This is a genomic window from Bremerella sp. TYQ1 (genome assembly GCF_020150455.1).
Lineage (GTDB): Bacteria > Planctomycetota > Planctomycetia > Pirellulales > Pirellulaceae > Bremerella > Bremerella volcania_A.
Genome location: NZ_CP083740.1, coordinates 6,436,451 through 6,454,795 on the forward strand (window position 1 = coordinate 6,436,451; position 18,345 = coordinate 6,454,795).

Annotated in this window: 18 protein-coding genes; 8 read left to right on the top strand and 10 right to left on the bottom strand. The window is 51.8% G+C overall.

Going from position 1 to position 18,345, the window contains the following annotated elements; all coding sequences use genetic code 11:
- Window positions 1-7: 7 nt before the first annotated feature.
- The 10 genes from LA756_RS26200 to LA756_RS26245 all read right to left on the bottom strand — a co-directional run bounded on the left by LA756_RS26200 (window position 8) and on the right by LA756_RS26245 (window position 8,226).
- Entirely contained in the window at window positions 8-1,321 is a 1,314-nt protein-coding gene (locus LA756_RS26200; protein WP_224437671.1) for a CpaF family protein, read from the bottom strand.
- A gap of 82 nt (window positions 1,322-1,403) precedes the next feature.
- Window positions 1,404-2,279, bottom strand: a complete 876-nt coding sequence (cpaB, locus tag LA756_RS26205) for a Flp pilus assembly protein CpaB (protein ID WP_261362063.1) — start codon at window positions 2,277-2,279, stop codon at window positions 1,404-1,406.
- A gap of 96 nt (window positions 2,280-2,375) precedes the next feature.
- Entirely contained in the window at window positions 2,376-2,855 is a 480-nt protein-coding gene (locus LA756_RS26210; RefSeq protein ID WP_261362064.1) for a prepilin peptidase, read from the bottom strand.
- 332 nt (window positions 2,856-3,187) lie between these two features.
- On the bottom strand, window positions 3,188-3,556 hold the full coding sequence (locus LA756_RS26215) for a Flp family type IVb pilin (RefSeq protein WP_224437672.1): 369 nt from the start codon (window positions 3,554-3,556) through the stop codon (window positions 3,188-3,190).
- Window positions 3,557-3,687: 131 nt separating this feature from the next.
- Window positions 3,688-4,086: a hypothetical protein gene (locus LA756_RS26220; protein WP_224437673.1), complete on the bottom strand. Its 399-nt coding sequence runs from the start codon at window positions 4,084-4,086 to the stop codon at window positions 3,688-3,690.
- 7 nt (window positions 4,087-4,093) lie between these two features.
- Window positions 4,094-4,534: a Flp family type IVb pilin gene (locus LA756_RS26225; RefSeq protein ID WP_224437674.1), complete on the bottom strand. Its 441-nt coding sequence runs from the start codon at window positions 4,532-4,534 to the stop codon at window positions 4,094-4,096.
- 34 nt (window positions 4,535-4,568) lie between these two features.
- Window positions 4,569-5,786 carry a hypothetical protein gene (locus LA756_RS26230; RefSeq protein ID WP_224437675.1) on the bottom strand — a complete coding sequence of 406 codons (1,218 nt, stop codon included), beginning with the start codon at window positions 5,784-5,786 and terminating at the stop codon, window positions 4,569-4,571.
- Entirely contained in the window at window positions 5,783-7,345 is a 1,563-nt protein-coding gene (locus LA756_RS26235) for a hypothetical protein (protein WP_224437676.1), read from the bottom strand. Before LA756_RS26235 ends, LA756_RS26230 begins: the two co-directional genes overlap by 4 nt.
- Before the next feature lie 95 nt (window positions 7,346-7,440).
- Window positions 7,441-7,983 (bottom strand): TadE/TadG family type IV pilus assembly protein, encoded by a 543-nt coding sequence (locus LA756_RS26240; RefSeq protein ID WP_224437677.1) that lies wholly within the window; start codon window positions 7,981-7,983, stop codon window positions 7,441-7,443.
- 57 nt (window positions 7,984-8,040) lie between these two features.
- A complete protein-coding gene (locus tag LA756_RS26245; RefSeq protein ID WP_224437678.1) occupies window positions 8,041-8,226 on the bottom strand; it encodes a hypothetical protein in 186 nt (61 codons plus the stop codon).
- Window positions 8,227-8,577: 351 nt separating this feature from the next.
- Between LA756_RS26245 and LA756_RS26250 the strand changes: the two genes are divergently transcribed.
- The 8 genes from LA756_RS26250 to LA756_RS26285 all read left to right on the top strand — a co-directional run bounded on the left by LA756_RS26250 (window position 8,578) and on the right by LA756_RS26285 (window position 18,199).
- Window positions 8,578-9,117, top strand: coding sequence for a TadE/TadG family type IV pilus assembly protein (locus tag LA756_RS26250; RefSeq protein WP_224437679.1), 540 nt, complete (start codon window positions 8,578-8,580; stop codon window positions 9,115-9,117).
- Between the two features lie 19 nt (window positions 9,118-9,136).
- Window positions 9,137-10,579, top strand: a complete 1,443-nt coding sequence (locus LA756_RS26255; RefSeq protein WP_224437680.1) for a sulfatase-like hydrolase/transferase — start codon at window positions 9,137-9,139, stop codon at window positions 10,577-10,579.
- 20 nt (window positions 10,580-10,599) lie between these two features.
- Window positions 10,600-12,021 carry a TadE/TadG family type IV pilus assembly protein gene (locus LA756_RS26260; protein ID WP_224437681.1) on the top strand — a complete coding sequence of 474 codons (1,422 nt, stop codon included), beginning with the start codon at window positions 10,600-10,602 and terminating at the stop codon, window positions 12,019-12,021.
- A gap of 46 nt (window positions 12,022-12,067) precedes the next feature.
- Entirely contained in the window at window positions 12,068-14,023 is a 1,956-nt protein-coding gene (locus LA756_RS26265; protein ID WP_224437682.1) for a M28 family peptidase, read from the top strand.
- A 95-nt stretch (window positions 14,024-14,118) separates the two neighbouring features.
- Window positions 14,119-14,997 carry an esterase family protein gene (locus tag LA756_RS26270; protein WP_224437683.1) on the top strand — a complete coding sequence of 293 codons (879 nt, stop codon included), beginning with the start codon at window positions 14,119-14,121 and terminating at the stop codon, window positions 14,995-14,997.
- Window positions 14,998-15,031: 34 nt separating this feature from the next.
- Window positions 15,032-15,922, top strand: a complete 891-nt coding sequence (locus tag LA756_RS26275) for an SMP-30/gluconolactonase/LRE family protein (protein WP_224437684.1) — start codon at window positions 15,032-15,034, stop codon at window positions 15,920-15,922.
- A gap of 32 nt (window positions 15,923-15,954) precedes the next feature.
- Window positions 15,955-17,574 (top strand): DUF6798 domain-containing protein, encoded by a 1,620-nt coding sequence (locus LA756_RS26280; protein WP_224437685.1) that lies wholly within the window; start codon window positions 15,955-15,957, stop codon window positions 17,572-17,574.
- Entirely contained in the window at window positions 17,549-18,199 is a 651-nt protein-coding gene (locus tag LA756_RS26285; protein WP_224437686.1) for a CoA pyrophosphatase, read from the top strand. The genes LA756_RS26280 and LA756_RS26285 overlap by 26 nt, the downstream gene beginning before the upstream one ends.
- Window positions 18,200-18,345 lie beyond the last annotated feature (146 nt).

Below are 18,345 nucleotides of genomic sequence, written 5' to 3' on the forward strand. Positions count from 1 at the left end.
AGCGGGCTTAGGTAGTGGCCTGGAAAATGCTGGTATCGATTTGAACGCCAGACTCCAGGAACCGTTCGACACACTTGGGTTGGTAGCCAGTGGCAACGAATCGGCCTGTTGCATTTCCGCTATCATCCAATCCTTGATGCTCGAAACGGAAGATGTCATTGAGCTGATATTCGCCATTCTCAGTGCCAGCGATTTCAGCGATTCGCATCACTTTTCGGATACCGCCTTTCAGACGAGCGACGTGAACAATGATGCGAATGCCACTTGCCACATATCGTCGGATGACGCTGATAGGCAATTCGAATCCAGCCATCGCGACCATCATTTCCAAGCGATGTAATGCATCGACCGCGTCGTTGGCATGGATCGTGGTCAACGAACCTTCGTGACCGGTGTTCATGGCTTGTAACATGTCGAGGGCTTCTGCCCCTCGCACTTCACCCACCAAAATCCGGTCTGGTCGCATACGTAGACTGTTGCGAACTAAGTCACGAGGGGTAACGGATCCCTGGCCTTCCGAATTCGCAGGACGAGTTTCCATGCCGACAACATGAGAGTGTTGCAGCAAAAGCTCGGCCGAATCTTCGATCGTTACGATTCGTTCGTCGGCTGGGATCGACTTGCTCAACGCGTTGAGCATCGTAGTCTTACCGGCACCGGTACCGCCGGATACCATGAAACTGACACGGCCCTGGACGGCTGCTTTAAGGAAGTCAACCATCGGTTGGTTAATCGTTTCGTTCTCCAGAAGCTTTTCCAAACGCAGGTGTTCGACACCAAACCGACGAATGGAAAGCTTGGGACCGTTGAGTGCCAATGGAGGAACGACGGCGTTGACTCGAGAACCATCTGGTAGTCGGGCATCTACCATCGGACTGACTTCATCGATCCGGCGGCCGACGCGAGCCACGACGCGCTGAATGATTCGCATCAAGTGAGCATCATCGGCGAAAACAATGTCCGATGCTTCGAGTCGACCATGGCGTTCCAGATAAATCTCGTGGGCATTGTTCACCAGAATATCGCTGATGGTAGGGTCGTCCATCAGTGGTTCCAGAGGGCCAAGCCCGAATACTTCGTCTTGCAGCTCGCTCAGAAGTCGTTCGTGGAGAGACTTATCTATCTTGGGACGATAGGTCGAGATGACCTCTTTGGCCAGGTTCTGAACATTGGTTCGCATTCGCTCATCGTCGATCCGGGCAACCAACGAGAGATCGAGCGACTCAACCAGCTGTTCATGAATGTCCGCCTTCAATCGTTGAAAGTCGATTTCGCTTGGCGGATTGTCCGACGTGGGTTCGGACGAGGTAAATCGAATCATGGCCAGGTCTATTGGTGTGAAAGGAGGAAAGAGGCCGCAAGCTAGTGATCGCTTGCGGCAGTCGTTTCTTAACCGTAGACGACTATTTCACGTTTTCAGCAGCTTGGGCCGGTGGGTCTGCCTTGGCTTGCTTGTTCAGGTTTTGCTTGGCCAGCTTCTCAGGATCGAAGTTGGCACGGAACCGTTCGCGGAACTCTACCTGAGAAATCGAATGACCACGGTAGACTTCAATTCGTTCGCGTGAAATCGGTCGGTTCAAAAGCTGATCCATTGTCATGCCAGCAAACTGAGCATCATTGTTCAGATCATCTGGATGGCGAAGTGCCAAAGCCATGGTGCCACGATTCTCGACAACGCGAAGGGCAACGGCTTGATCAGGAGTGACTGAAAGCGTGACGGACGTTTCCTGGCGAGCTTCGCGTTGGCCGCGGATGGTTCGCATCTCGGTGGTCGTGCTGTTGACGGCCAAAACCTTAACGCCTTCGAGAAGATTGACGGTCATCTCAGGCAAATCGTCCTGAGCGTCTTCTTCACTGCGGAAGAGCACGTCAACCCAAGTACCAGGTGCAGCAAAGCTATCAACTGCTTCATCTGCGGCGACTTTGATCGTCACGGCCCGCATCCCCGGATCCAATCGATCAACGATACTGGGCCCCGTTCCTTCTGGATAGAACAAGTGAGCGTCAAATGACGATCCCTTGGGGACATCAACGCGTAAAGTTCGCCCAATGATGTCTGATGTTCGCCCCATGAATTGATGTGGAAGACCTTGGTCGTGGATTTGCTTTGCCGACATGCGGTGGATAACGATATCTCCCATCGTTATCTCACGTCCTGCTTGTAAGTCGGTTCCAGCACGAGGAACCACGTACGATTCAGGAACGCTGTCCGCGGCGACTTGTTGGGGTTGTTGTTGCATGTTCTTTTGGACAATGTACGCCCCCAGCAGCCCAAACATGACTGCCACCACGCCCAAAAGCATTGTTCCCGGACTTACCCTCATTGCTCGTCTACTCCGAGTATGTGCGAGTGATTTCGCAGCGTTAACGTTTAACTAGTTTTCCAGTGTAATTGGCGATCCCGACATGGCTACCCACTTCAACGTGAATAGTCCCCCCAGCACGAGCCAGGCAGAAATTGTGGCGGGGATCGCGTAGGGAATCTTCTGCCTACCGCTGGTGGTTTGTTGCTTTTCCTCATCATCCGATGGAGATGAACCAGCGAAAAGACTCCATATAAATACGACAGCCAGACTAATCGCTGCGACTAGTCCACTGCCGATAAAAATTATGAGGATGGCTTTCCAACCCACCCAAGCGCCGAGCGCTCCCATAAACTTCACGTCTCCGCCCGCTCCGCCGCCGATCGCAAACAGAACGAACAAGATGCCGAAGCCCATTCCGAATCCAGCCAGCGAGAAAAGGAAACCATTCATCGCTCCCTGCTCAGAAAATGCCCCGGCTGCGGTATGGAAAATCAATCCAAGCCCAAATGCACTCACCGTCAACCAGTTTGGCAGCTTGCGAGTCTTCATGTCCCACGCACATCCGGTGGCGGTGTACGCAGCGACAAATAGCAAAACAATGAGTTGGGGAATCATGGTCATGGGATGCTCGAAAAATAACATTCGGACGTTTCACACGCCTTAAGTCAGGCTGTGTTCGACGCTAAATCTCCGTGATGCAAATCTCTTAAGGGTCCAACACAGGCTGACCTAAGGAATGGCGGTAGATTCCTAAGGTCAATTCTGATCGAAGTACTAAAGCCTCCGTCTGCATTCGCAGATGTTGGCTACAGTCCTCGTGGGCGAGGTGGCGTTTTGCTCAAAATCCACCTCGCCAGATGTTTGCAATAGCTACCGTAGGCTTACGGAGCAGCGTTGTTAGGAGCAACAACGAATGGACCAGTCACGCCTTCGTCGTAGACAACGCCAGTGTGATCGATGCAGTTGTCATCGTCTTGTGGAGCGTCGTCTGGGCTATCGCAGAAGTCGGTTTGGTCTGCGAAGGCCGAACCAGCAACGCGTGCCGAGTGGCCCAGAACTTCCGAGTACGAGTAGGACTGGTTGACATCTTGGATGGCACCAGCAACGTCGGACAGTTCGCTCGTAATTGCGTTACGAACGGTGTCCAGGGCAACGATCAGGCCGAGAACGGCGATCGTCGCGATCAGAATCAATTCTGCGGAGACAACGAAACCAGCTTCGTCGTTCCAGAGGCGCTTCATGAGGCTCATGAGCTAATCTCCTAAGGGGTAAAAACACACGAAAAAGTTCTTCCAGCCTTGCTGACGTGCCCTCGAATCGACCGCCGCGATTCGCTGCTGCCCATGGCAGGAAGGTTCACTCCAAACTAAAAGTGATTTAGTTACGGGAATTCTCCCGATGGATTGTCCACCACGCCTTCCCTTTGATCTGGAACGGCTGGGGCAATAAATTCAATATCAGCCGGTGCCAAGTTAGGGCCGGGATCTGTTAATGTTGGATCAGGGTCGTCATATTCAGCGAAACACTGTGCGTCGAATGTACCGTCGCCGTTGGTATCGATTTCAATCAAGTAGGAATACGACTGGTCAAGATTGTCCAGGGCGACTGCTGCGTCGCCGAACTCCTGCGTGATCTGGTCTCGCAGCGCGACCGCTCCGACAATGACTCCAATGCCGAGAATCACGACAAGCAGGATCACCGAGATCACCAGGGCATTTCCTTGACGCCGGCGGATTGCTGGTCGCATCTTCAACTGTGCAGGAATAAGTGTTTTGAACATCTTGCGATTAAGACCCTTCGTCAGTTGGGGCACCACTTAGCGAAATGATGGTTGCTGGAGGCGTTAGAAGAAGGTCCGGCCCGTCGCCGACATCGGTTCGATCGTTGTACCGATAGTTCTGAAACGAAGATGTCACCGACACGGTGACATCACCATCTGCATTGAGGAAGTCACGCTCGACAGTGACTTGGCTTACCGCATTAGGTCCAGTGACGACTGGTCCATCCTCGGGATCGCGGTTGGTGCTGTCGCCAACAAAGATGGCATAGGACTGATTCAATTCACCAACTGCCGAAGCCGAGTCACCTAGTTCCTGGACAACGGAATCGCGGAATGCGACAAGACCGACGATCAACCCAATCACGGCGATGGTCGCGATCAGAATTAGCTCCATCGAGTTAACGAACCCGCGTTCGTCGTTCCAGAGTTTTTTAAGCGTGGTCAACATGGCGTAGCACCTATTGAGTTAATGGCTTCCGGCGTTATCCTTCGGCGCCGGTTTGTGGATTGGTTAGGGGAGTCAGTTCGTGAGGAAACTTTCCGCGCCAAAGGCACAGTGCACGTCCCACATGTGTCAGGAACGTATAGTTTTTGACGACTGACTCAGGTTCCATTCGTTCGACTTCAACGACCAGCCACTGAGCACCACGAATGATGACTTCGCGCGGTGGCAAAACTTCTTTGGGAGCGATCGCCCACCATTCAAGGGCATGTCCCGTAGCTAAGATGCGACGCATGGTCGGGCCCCCTGCTTCCATCTCCTTTGCAGGACGACTCGCGTCTTCCCAGTTCTCGTCCCAGTAGCCTTCCGAGGACTGACTTTTAACGAGTCGAGCACTTGCTTCACTAAGATGGGCAATGATGTTCGACCTGGTCGCTGAATCTCGGAACAGTTGAGCTTGTTGATCAAACTGAAGCAGCATCGCCAATGCGTATAGGCGATGGTTGCCGTAGCAGACACCGTCGACCCAGTCTTGCCGCATTAGGCGATTGGCCAACAGGTCGAAGGTGATTTGTTCGCCGTCTTGGGAAATCCAGTGCGTTGGACCGGTCGCGTAGGAAGCGGCGGCAACCGTGGTCCACTCGTATTCCTTTTGGTTCAGCCGGAAGTCTCGCATGGCAGCGACTAGCAGGGATTCAACGGTGCGTGGTTCGACGTTACCTTGCAAGACAATCGGAAAGTCCAGAGGAATTCCAATTTCGGCGAGTGTCCCAAGCGTATGGTCGACGTGACTGGCCGAGGCTTCGCCTTGTTGGGTGCGGAAGCCGGGACCATACTCTCCTTGAATCAACAGCGGAGCTGAATCAATGCCCCATGCTGACTGGTAAGCATTTTGATCTGTGAGCATGGCAACCATCTCGTCACCGCTTAAGCAATTGGGATCCGAGAACGTCGCACTTTTCCCCCAGCATCTCAGTGCGTGGTCGACGTGATTGATCTTGGGATGTTCATGACGAAGTTGCGGACGCAATTTCGTCATGACATTCATCAGTTGCTCATCGGTGATGACTTGAGGCCAGTTGTATTTCAGTTCGACTGAACGTGGCTCGTTCTGAAACTGGGGAAGTCTCTCTGATTGGCTTGGAATCGAAAGAACCGCGGCAACGGCGATCCCACCAACAAGTAAGACTTGTGAGAGAGCAAACAGGCCTAACGAATTAACTATGCCACGACGGGATTTGAGGTGCCGCTGGGTCATGCTTTTCTCCTTCGCAGTACGAGGGAGATATCATCTTCGTAGGCAATCTGCCACGATTCGTTGCCTGTGCCTACGGCTTCCAATAGTGACGGCTGATTTTGTTTGTCAATCACGAAGGCATCGATGTCGTAACGATCGGCAGTGCCTTCCCAGCCGGCGTCTCCACGGTTCAAGCGGCCGTAGTCGTATTTCACCTGTTGCGGCAAGTGGGCCATTGAGGTGGTGGCAAACACTTCCGCTTGACCACCTTGGCGACTTTGTAGCAAGTCTCCCCAAGTTGCTGGCGAATAAACCAGGCCGTCAACGGGGTTCTCGCGGAGATATCGGACAGCAGCGACTGGGGTCTTTTCGTCGAACAGTTGACCGATCGTTCGTGGCTGTCCTCCGAGAACGCTATGGCTCAATGGAGAAACCGCAAACGCGATCCAGCAAAGCAGTACAGCCGCTAACGAGTATGCGAATCGCAGAACGGGTGGTTTGGCTTCTGCTTCCCCTTCTTCAGCATCCATGGGGGCAACAGGATCCGCCGAAAGATTCAACGCTTGCTGAATTCGTGGAATTAACAAGAGAGCTGCCAATGGGGCGAACCAAAGAATACCCGTCGAATAACCAACACAGGTAAGTCCAAAAAACGCGACGAGCACGATTTCTGTAGATGGCAAGCTCCCGGCATGTTTGCGAAGAACCAGCCCGAACGCCAGCATGGCGACCAACCAACACACACCGGATACGCTTGCAAAAGTTAGTTGGGGCCCACTCAAGGAAAACCTGTCGAACAGTTCTGCCCAAAGAGAAACTCCAAGTGGGGTAACCAGCGTCGCGAGAACCGATAGTTCAACCGTTATCGCTTTCGATTGGAAGCGACGATCACGAATCAGTGCATTCCAGTTCCAGCCATTGGCTGTGAGTAGATCGAATGACGACGCGACCCATACCAATGCGAGCAACACCAGGGCAATAAAAACCGAAGAGTCGAGATTGGCCCAAACGGCGACTAGGCCTACCATCGCGAACACATTCCAGAGCGAATCATTTTCCTGGCGTCGCACTAGCAAAATCAGGCCGATCCAAACGGGTAACACCAACAGCAGCGCAGATCCTTGTCCGAGTAGACTCCATGTGGCAGCCGAAAACCAAAGCGTGCCCAGACCTGTCAAAAGCGAGTTTCGCGTGGCAGTCCAAAGAAATGCAGTAACCGCGACAAGCGAAATCGTTGCCAAGATAGTCGTCGTCCATGAGACCGCTTCAAGACTATTGCGAGCAATGAGTGCCCAGAAAGTCGCACTCAGCCACGAGGTTTCGCGAACAGACATTCCTTGAGAGAGAACTTGCGTTACGTCCGTCGTAGGAAGATTTCCGTTCGCTAAAATTGCTTCTCCACGCGTAGCTAAATTCCAAGTTGTATGCGAGGAAAGTGGCGTGAAGCTGATGAGCACGAAAAGTACACAAACCAACCCCACGACGGTCAGTTGCCGCCAGGTGAGAACAAATCGATCACTGAGCAGGGCTTCCAGCTCGTATCGATTCGATTCCAGGGTTGATTCTTGTAGTGTGGGCAAAGGTGCCGACAGCCTTATGTGATGTGCTGATGGCATCCATGCTAGTTGGCGATTCGCGAATCCGTGCGAATCGTTGCTAATACATTCCGAGACCACTAGGGATCGCGAAATGCGGTTGTGCGGTGTGTCAGGTACCGACCTGAAATATCAAATTTCATCTCGCTCAAAACGTTGGGAATCGGGGCGTCGTCGACCGCCACGGTTACCTGAGCGATGACTTGATCTGGATTGGTAAAGTTGCCCATGTTCGGTGGGTTAGTAGGAGCAGGAATCGTCAAATCACCGAGCGAAGTCGTTTCTATGGCCATACCCAGCGCGTCGTACTCCCATACGTCGACGCGAACACCAGATGGTGCCAATGCCAACGGCATATTCGTCCCCTCGAGTCCATGGACGGAGAGAACTTCGTTGACGACTTCCGTGGCAATAATCGTCGTGGTTTGCGTTCCCACTTTCTTGGCGACTTCACGGGCAGTTTCTTCTGCTGCGTGTTGAACCGCTTGGCGAACGGTAACGGTGGGGCCAAGAACGAAGAAGGAGAAAGTTGCAATCAGCAACACAGGAAACAGCAACAAGACTTCCAGCACTTGAATGCCGTGTCTTTTCTGCCGAAATCCGGTTTGGAAATAAGATTGCACCAGTACGCTCCCCCGAAACGCCTGTGACTGTGAATGAGGTCTCGTTTGAAGGAGCCTCTATGGTGTCAAGTTGGTAATGGCTTCTGCGAGTTCGAGCAATTCGTTGAGAAGCGAACCACGAACGGTAGCCAATCCAGCGATAACACCAATTCCAACGATTGTGAGGAGAAGTAGATATTCAACGAATACACTTCCCTGACAATCTCCCGCCAAATGTCGAATTTGCTTGGTAATCCAAGTCATGGTTGATCCTCGTCCCATGAAAATTGCGCTGCTGCCCGCCTTAGGTCATGAAATGCTCACGTGCTTGAGAAAAAAGCACGAAAAGCCCTAAAACGATTCCATTTAGATTCGACTATTAGGATCAGTCAATCTAAATAGGACACGATTCAGTTTAAAAGCACGAAACCTTGTTTCAACTGGCTAAGACAGGTATTTTGAAAAAAATGCAAAGCGTGGTGCGATTGCGCGTTATGAGAGATTCGCGGAATGTTGAGAGAATACGCTTGAAGCGCCGCAATTGAGTTGGCAAACGACCTGCTGGTGATTATAGGTAATCAAAAGGCACGTTTTCGGGGGGAGTTGTTTTAAGCGATGGTGCTGTTTCGAAAGTCGAAGCGTCGCGCGGCCAGTCTATTGGAAATTATTCTAGGACTTCCGGTCGTTTTGATTCTGCTCTTCGCAGTTGCGCAGTTCGGTTTGCTGCAATCCAACCAACAGACGTTGAAGATGGCAAGCCGAGCTGGGGCGTTGGCCGCCGTCGAGCTAGACATCAATTCAGGCGGCCCAATCAACCCTGAGATCGTCAATGCCGTTAATGAGGTTCTTCGCCGCAGTGGTTTGATTGGCGAAATGGAGAACATCGCAGCGGTAGGTGACGTTCAGTTAGACTACTTTGTTTACGATGAAGTAAACGATACGAGTATTTCTGGAACCAAAGTTGCCAATGTCGGGTGTCCACCACCTGATACGACGGAACCTTCATTTTACTACGTTCAAGTGACGGTATGTCTTCCCGCAGACCGACTTGCTCCCAATGCGATGGCATGTTTTGGGGGCGATTTTTCGGGACGAAACGTGATCATGACGAGCCTCTTCCGGCACGAATTCTCGCCGGTTGTTGTCGTTCCATAACACCAAGCAGATGCTACCTATGTATTGGATTGGAAGATCGATTGTCTTGCTCGCGTTGGTGATCATCGCTGCGGCGATTCTATGGCCGGATGCATGGCGATCGACTCCCGATGGTCCCGCTGAGAATCAAGTGGCCGTCGATCCATCGATGCCGTTGACATTGCCCAACGGCAATTTGGATGGCCAAACGGCCAGCGATGACAATCCCCATATTTCTGATATGCAAAACCCTCTTACTCGTGCGATCGATGGAATGCTCGCGTCGCATGGGGAAGTCTTCAAAGACTCTGAAAGTGGCTTGCGAGATCAACTCCAAGATGCTGATCGACAATTGACGAACGTAAAAGCAGACATCCGGTCCGCGATGCAAAACGCGAATCGTCAAATCCGAATACCGGGCCAAAAGTCTCCTCTTGTTATGCTTGTTGTTTTCGAAGGTATCGCAAAAAGCGAACTCGGGTTTTATGGACAAATCGGCAAAACCCCACTTCTCGAATCGTTTGCAGAAAAAGGGACCGTCTTCGACAACTGTTATGCTGGGCCTTCTTCAGAGATCGCTCAATTCATGTTCCTCACCGGATCGGGGCATAGCAAGAAGAAATCACGTTACAACCGACTTGCCCAGATGATGTGGAACTCTGGTTACCGGACCATCTTGATGGACGGGACCGGCTGGATGTCTAGTGCAGAGCGACAATTCATCGATGAAGACGTTCAATTGACGTTCAACAGTCATAGCTCTTTGCCTACGAAGCTGGCGTTCAATGGGGCTTCGGCGAAGATTGTGGCCAACGAAAACGAGACGTCGGAAGATGATGTTTCCGCGGCAGAACTGCTCGTGGGTCAGGCGCGAGAGTTGATTGAAAATAATCCATCGCATCGCCCTACTTTTGTGGAGTTCCATTTCTCTGTTAATGGAGAAGATGACAAATCAAGGGCCGAAGAAGTGGCTCAAATCGATCAAGCAATTGGTCGGCTTGTTTACTCTGTCCAAAAGTCACGGAACTCTCGGTCAGTATTGCTGATGGTGACCGGTCTGCCTGGTGACACAGGAAACGATGTCGAAGTGGCTGCACTAAGCGAAACGGAGCTCCAAGTGCCGCTGATGGTTTATCGTTCGCATGGCGAAAGCCCAGCCCGAATTATTGATGCTTGCGGTTTGCTTGATGTTCTACCAACTCTGGCCGATGGTATCGGAAGCAGTCGAATCCCACGCAATAGCGGCACATCGTTGCTGAAATGGATGAATGGTGAACCGGCTCCTACGCGTGTATTTCGATGGACGAATCCCAACGACGAAGATCAAGTTGCCGTACGCCAAGGTCCATGGAAGGCAATTTTCGGATCATCAAACCAGCTCTTCTTTCTGCCGGATGATCCTCAAGAGAAAGTTAATGTCGCCGGAAAGCATCAAGATGTGCTAAGCGATCTCGCGAAGTATGGCCGAGTCGAACAACGATGATTCCACACCATAGCCCCTCCATGAAAAATCTGCAGCGACGACTCGATTTCCTGTCCCGACGTGCACGACGTGGCGTGTCGTTGCTCTGGATAATTATCGCATTTCCTGCGTTGATTTTGTTTTTGGTATTCGCCGTCGAGATTGGCAACATTTGGCTCGCTCGGTTGGAACTGGAACAAAGCCTGGAGGCCAATGCCCTTGCGGCAGTAAAACAATGGGCTGAAACCGGTGGCGGTGATACGTTGATGGCTCGGGAAGTTGGCAATGATTTTTCAATCGCGAACCCTGTTCGAGGACAAGACGTTGACTTGACCGACATGGTGCTCAATTCGGCATTCACCAATGGAGCAACTCGGCTGAATTACGACAACAGCGGAGTAGCTGCTAATCCAAATGAAAACCTGGTCTGTACAGATATCTCGGATTACGACAGCTATCTTCAGCCAGGAGTAATGGTTTTTGGGGCGATTACGCAAACCGAAAATATTGGAACACCGAGAGAAAGCGTCGTCTTTAATGCTGACGTCGTGCCAAGCTGTGCAGGAAGTTCAACCGTCTTAGTTGATGCAACTGGGCAGCCTAATGGAAACCTAGGATCTGGGGGGAACCGAAATGCCTGGGGGTTTTCTTTTGGTGCTCCCAACTTAGATCCAGTAAATCCAGACACTCGTATTTCACGAATTGAGTACGACGTCGATCCAGATTCAACCAATGGTTTCATCTTCGCTCCATTTACTGCAGATGGCATGGCGGTGTTTGGGGTCATCTCTGACGAGTCCATTAGCCCTCCAACCGGTGGCCCAATGGCTGCAATCCCGGATAATGTTTTCTATGCAGGTCATTTGACCGAGTCGGACGTGATGTTCGAAGTAAATCCGCTGGATCTGTCCGTTCTGATCATTACGTTCGGGGTAGGGGCGTCCGAGGAGCTTTATCCTGGAGAGCGTTTTCGATTTGGTGCGAGTGTGCTAACAGGTTCGAGTCAAGTTGGCTCCGATGGTGTCGGCCAGGGCCCCGGGAAGACCGGGACCGAGATTACGATCTTCTTTAATGACAGCGCGGGAAACCCTCTGCCGACGGAATCGATGAGGTTGGTCGACACGTCGGAAACTGGGAGTTGCTCGAACTCTAGTTTTGTCGATTCGGAAGGGATTGAACACTACAATGGTAGTCCTTCGGGAATCACAGATCTGCCGTGTCAGCATACCAATAACCCCAACGGAAATGGACAGTCTTATGTCCTTGGCCAGTTTGGCTCACCGCAGGCATTCTTTGCTGTTCGCGCTCAAGCAACGATCCGAGTTCAAAGCGTGGTCAAGACGATCTGTGGATTTGATATCGGTCCATGGGGAGTAAGTGCTAAATCCACTGCCTACTACGACTGCGACACCGGCGATCCCAAGCTGATTCGTGTTGATGTGTTTGAGTGCGATCCTCCCTAGTTTTGTTCGTCCAATTTAGAGCACGTGCTCTGACCGATTAATCTCTATGAAATTACCTCCGGCCAACTTGTCGTTTTTCGTTACTCTGTTGGCCGTTTTGATTGGCGGTTGTCAGCAGCAGGAGTCTGCGGCGGCGACGCCCGACGAAACTTCTGCCCCATTGCCTGTTGTTGAGTTCGACACGCAGACCGTTGCGACCTATGCGTTAGACGATGAGCAGATCGAGCAACGTATTTCCGAGGATCTCAGTTTTCTAGCCTCGGACGAGCGGGAAGGACGCGGACCGTACTCGAAAGGGCTTCAAGCGGCCGCGCAGTACATCGCTCAACAGTTTGGCGATGCCGGATTGAAGACAAATCTTATTGAAGGTAAGCCATTTCAAGTATTCGCGACTCGCGAACGTCTAGAACTAGGCAAAAGTAACGTTTTGGAGTTCGAATGGCCTGGCGGAACGAAACGTGCGATTAGCGGCGGTGCTTACACGCCTTTATCTCCCAGTACGAGTGGAAGCTTTGACCTGCCACTGGCATTTGCCGGCTACGGAATTAGCTCGGCACGGGACGGCTATGATGACTTTGCTGAATTCAATGCCGACGGTAAGGCTCTCATAATTTTGCGGCACGAACCTGATCAAGGGGGAAGCAGCCAGAAGTTTGCTGGTAGCGGCAATTCAAAGTTTGCCTACCTCTCAACAAAAGTAATTAACGCGGTCGAGCATGGGGCCGCGGCGATCATTTTCGTAACAGACAACGCCGCGATCCAAACGAAAGATGCAGGAGAGGACAAGCTACTTTCTTTCCAAATTCGCATGCCGAATGATTTTGAACCACAGATTCCCGTTTTGCATGTCAAACGCGACGTGGTCGATGAAATACTCAAAGCATCAGACAAACCTTCACTGGCGGAATGGGAAGCCTCGGTTGACGAGTCTCTGAAGCCTGATTCGTTTGACTTACCGGGCTTCAAAGCGATTGGTGAAGTCAATGTTCAACAGTCGAAGCAAACGCAGCAAAACGTTCTCGGTGTGTTGCCTGGGGCCGGAAAGTTGGCCGGCGAAGTAGTTGTCGTAGGGGCTCACTACGATCACCTTGGCTACGGAGGATCTGGCTCGCTCGCTCCATGGACGCGAGAGATTCACAACGGGGCCGACGACAACGCATCAGGAACGGTCGCACTTCTCGAAACCGCGCGACATTGTGCGGCGTGGAAGAATACCAACAGCCGTACGCTTTTGTTCATCGCCTTTGGGGCAGAAGAACAAGGGTTGATTGGCAGCGAGTACTATGTGCGGCATCCCTTGTATTCCATGGAGAACACAAAAGCGATGCTTAACTTCGACATGGTAGGGCGTCTGCGGAAAGATCAGCTGACAGTTTATGGATTTAACACCGCGAAACAATTTGAGTCGTGGCTCGACGAAGCAGCCCAAAAACAAGCTTTGACAATTAAAAAGGTACCGGGAGGATATGGACCGAGCGATCATGCGTCGTTTTATGGCCGAGATGTCCCCGTGATGCATGATTTCACAGGGTTTCATGGGGAATACCATCGTCCGAGTGATGACATCGAGCATATCAATGTACCCGGCATTCGGAAAATCGTGGCGATGAATGTTGAGCTTCTGCAGCGAATGGCTACGGAAACGATTTCGCCGAATAAGAACGCAGGTGGTTCAATGTTGGATCTCTATTTCGGCGGCCTGGGATCTGGGACGCCTCCTCAGCCAGAGAAAAACAAAGAGGCCGGCCGTCGTGCTCTTGGGGTACAAGTCGGCGATCCACTGCCAAACGGAATCCCCATTCTTAAAGTGACCCCTGACAGTGCAGCAGAAAAAGCGGGCATGCGTGGCGGTGACGTTCTGGTTGGATGGGGAAAAAACAAAGTGACGTCTGTCGATGATCTCCGCACGGCCGTTCGCGCAACCGAATTTGATACGAAAGTACCTGTTCGCGTACTGCGGGGAATGCTCGAGCTGGAACTTCAAGTCGAATTTCCCAAGTAGGCAGCTATGCTTGAGTTGAGGAGAGGAACCAATTAGGCTGATGCTTCTAGCCCATCCTCCTTTCAATAGCCCTTCCTCAATAAGTGAAAGATTGCATGCCCCGAATGCTTATTGCATTGCTATTTTGCTGTGCGTTGATTTCTCCTGGTTTGGCTCAAGACGAACAATACCAGCCTGGGCCCGATGCGGAAAGAAAAGACGGAGTACCCCAGGGAACCGTTACTAAGCATGTTTGGGACAAAAGCGATATCTACCCTGGTACTGTCCGCGATTACTGGGTGTACGTTCCTAAGCAGTATAAAAAAGGCAGTTCGGCCGCTTTAATGGTCTTCCAAGATGGTGCTGGATTCGTCAATGAAAAAGGGCATACGCGTGTGCCGATCGTTTTCGATAACCTCATTCATGCAGGCGAAATGCCTGTAACTATTGGCGTTTTCATTCAACCAGGCGTTGTGCCTGCGACCAAAGAAGGTCAAACCCCGCGCAAGAATCGTAGCTTCGAGTACGATACGCTCAGCGATCAATACGTGCGATTTCTGTTGGATGAAATCTTGGCAGATATTGGCAAGCAGTACGATATCTCGGACGACCCTAAGCTACGTGCGATCTGTGGAAATAGCTCCGGGGGAATCTGTGCTTTTACTGCGGCGTGGGAACGCCCAGACTCATTTGGCAAAGTGGTCAGTCATATTGGGAGCTTTACCAACATCCGTGGTGGGCATGTCTATCCCGCAATTATTCGAAAGACGGAGCGGAAGCCGATTAAAGTATTCTTACAAGATGGCAGTAACGACCTAGACAACCTGCATGGAAACTGGCCCTTGGCGAATCAGCAGATGGCCGCCGCATTGAAGTTTTCTAACTACGACTACAAGTTCGTCTACGGCGAAGGTAAACATAGTGCACGCCATGGTGGGGCCATATTTCCCGACACCATGCGATGGCTGTGGAGTGATGTCGCGGAATCGAAGTAGCGTTTTATTCGTTTGATGTTCGGAGCTCTCTGTCATGCGATTTACCCTTGCGCTGCTAGTTTTATGCTGTTTCGTGCAATTCTCCGTTGCTCAAGATATGCCGCTCTCGGATGTATTGATCGATGGAAAATCTTGGGAACGAGTTGCCGAAGGCTACAAGTTCACGGAAGGGCCAGCGGTCGATGCGAATGGGGACGTCTACTTTGTTGATGTTCCCAATCAACTGGTTCTGAAAGTTGATCACGCGACAAAGCAGGTGCGTACGTTCTCGCAAGGACAAGGAGCGACGAGTGGCCTTATGTTTGGACCTGATGGTCGCTTGTACGGAGGTCAGAATCGAAACCGCCGCGTCGTCGTATTTCAGAAAGATGGAACGGCTGACGTCATCGCTGAGGAACTGGGTGCCAATGACATCGTCGTCGCAAGTAACGGCAATATTTATTGCACCGACCCTAAAATGCATCAGGTTTGGTTAGTTCGACCGAACGGAACGAAGGAGGTTGTCGCCCGAGACATCACAACGCCTAACGGCATAATTCTTTGGCCTGGCGAAGGAACTTTAGTGATTGCGGACTCTGCCGGCGAGAACCTGATTGCATACCGTGTCGAAGAAGATGGCAGGCTAACGTTTCGAGCCCCTGTCTACACGTGTCGTGTTTCGGAAGAGGGAGCTGCGAGTCGAGCCGATGGTATGACTGTAGACTCCGCTGGCCGCTTATACGTGGCAACCGAAGAAGGCCTGCAGATGTTCGACTCGACGGCACGTATTAGCGGTGTGATGCTTAAGCCTGCGGATCAGTTTTTGTCGAACGTGGTATTCGGTGGCCCGAATCTTGATTGGCTCTATGTAACGTGTGGCGACGGAATTTATCGCCGTCCAACGCAAGCGACCGGCGTGCGATATGGTAAATTAGAAGCAAAATAGCCTTCTAACCTCCTTGCTTCTTCGCACCATCCATGAATTCAACCACGCCAGCCCAACCGCAGGAAGCGGAGCATCCTTCGACATCGATGTCGCTACGATGGCTGGAGTTAGGGCTGATCGTCCTGCTTTTTTTCTTGTTCGTCGGTCCACTTACGCCGGAAGTCAACGAACCGCACTATCTGTCGAAGGCTCGTCACTACTGGAATCCAAAATGGTGTCCTGAGGATCATTTTCTAAACTCAGGCGACGCTCATGGCGTCTTTTACTGGAGTTTTGGCTGGATCACGACGCTTGTGTCGTTTCCTGCGGCCGCTTGGATTGGACGCGTCATTTGCTGGATCGGAATTGCCGTTAGTTGGCAACGGATGATTGCCAAGATTGATAATCGTCCCTGGATTGGCTTTCTGGCCATGGCGGCGGGGCTTGCAGGAATTAATTATCTGCACATGGCCGGGGAGTGGCTGATCGGGGGAGTCGAAGCAAAGTGCTTCGCCTACGCGATCGCGTTTTGGGCAATCGGCGACGCATTGTCACAGCGTTGGAACCGTGCCTGGATCTTGCTCGGAGTCGCCAGCGCGTTTCACGTGCTTGTCGGTGGTTGGATGGTTGTCTGTTTAATGATTAGCTGGCTTCTTTGTCCGCAGCAAAGAGCCTCACTCCGTTCGATGCTTCCAGGGCTTTTTCTAGGAGGTGCAATTTCGCTTGTTGGAGTTGTACCTTTGCTCCTTTTGAATCGGGATGCAACCGACATTCAAAGCAATTGGGCCAGTTACTACTATGTTTACGAACGACTGTCGCACCATTTGGTCGTTCACACATTTTCTGATCCATTTAAATTACGGTTTTCGCTTGCCACTGTGGGTTGGGCGATTACTGCTTGGATATTACGTAACGAGGATAAGCTTCGAGTCCTGAATAGTATCGTCGCGGGAAGTGTCGTCCTCGTTCTTATCGGCGTCGCAATTGATCAATGGTTCTTTAACGTTGTTGAAGATTGGTTGATGGCGACGAAGCTCCTTCGGCTTTATTGGTATCGGATCGCGGATATCATGGTGCCACTGGCGTTAGCGTTGAATGTGATCTTGCTACTGCAGCGTATCGGACAAGACCGACCGAAGTTGACGAAAGTTGGTTACTTAGGCTTGTCTCTCCTGGTTGGTTTGGGAATGATCGTTCGTATCGCTGACCGCTGGACGGCAACGGCTAGTCCGGCCGATCGTAGTAGTCTTGTGAGCGACCCAGATGCATGGGTTCAAACATGCCATTGGATCCGCGAAAACACAGATAGTGATGTCATTTGCCTGACGCCTCGTCTGCAATCCTCCTTTAAGTGGTATGCCGAACGTGCTGAAGTGGTCACCACGAAAGACGTCCCCCAAGATGACGTGAAATTACTTGAGTGGCGAGAACGCCGAGGCGATACGCATTGGCGAAGTGTGCACAGCAGAAACACACTAAGTCTAGCCGGTTTGACGGAGGAATATATTCGTGAACTGGCTGCTACCTACGGCTTTCGCTACGTGATTGTGGATCGAAAGCTGGCCAATCGTGATGAAATGGAGGTGAGTTGGAGTTTTCCCAAACTTTTCCCTACCGACTCCCTCGAAGAAGCTAGTTACGAAGTCTATGAAGTTACCTCGGCAGACGACTGATACCCGACGCTGGGCAAGCGTGCTCAGGCAGACGCTGGGAATTACGTCGCAGCGGATTCCCAAGCTGCGGCACACCGCGCCTAACTTGTCCTACGGTCGCCATAAAGCACCTGCCTATACGCGTGCTCGTAAAGCTGCGAATCTGATTCTGCTTTACCCAAACAGCGACGGTGAATGGACGATTCCGCTGATGATCCGCGCTGAAACGGAGGGCGTTCATGCGGGCGAAATTGCATTGCCTGGTGGTAGATGCGAAGCGGGCGAGACTGCTCGCTCGGCGGCATTGCGTGAGTTCTGGGAGGAAACGGGGCACAGGGTGCCTGCGGAGTCGGTCGTTGGAGAATTGCCTCCTACCAATGTTTGGGCCAGCAACCACCAAGTGCGAACCTTTGTCGCCCTCGAGCACTCTTTACCTGAATGGAAGCCAGACCCTAAAGAAGTGGCTGGCCTCCTGTTTCTATCGCTTACCGATCTAATGAACCCCAGGAATTTCGGCATGCACCAAGTTACCCGCCGCCGTGCACGATTTTCTGCCCCACACTTGAATGTCAACGGGCAACGCGTCTGGGGTGCGACGCTCCGTATGTTGGTCGAATTGGGGGAAGCTCTCGATTCGGCCAGCTAATCTTTGGGTTTTGGAATAAGAAGATCTCGAATTGAAGATCTTCGACGCATCAAAAACATCGTCCCTACCGGCTGGGGCCTCCCTATGTTCGCAGGCGGGTGGTCCTTTATACTAACCGGTCGGTTCTCCTTTCTTGACGCATTAAT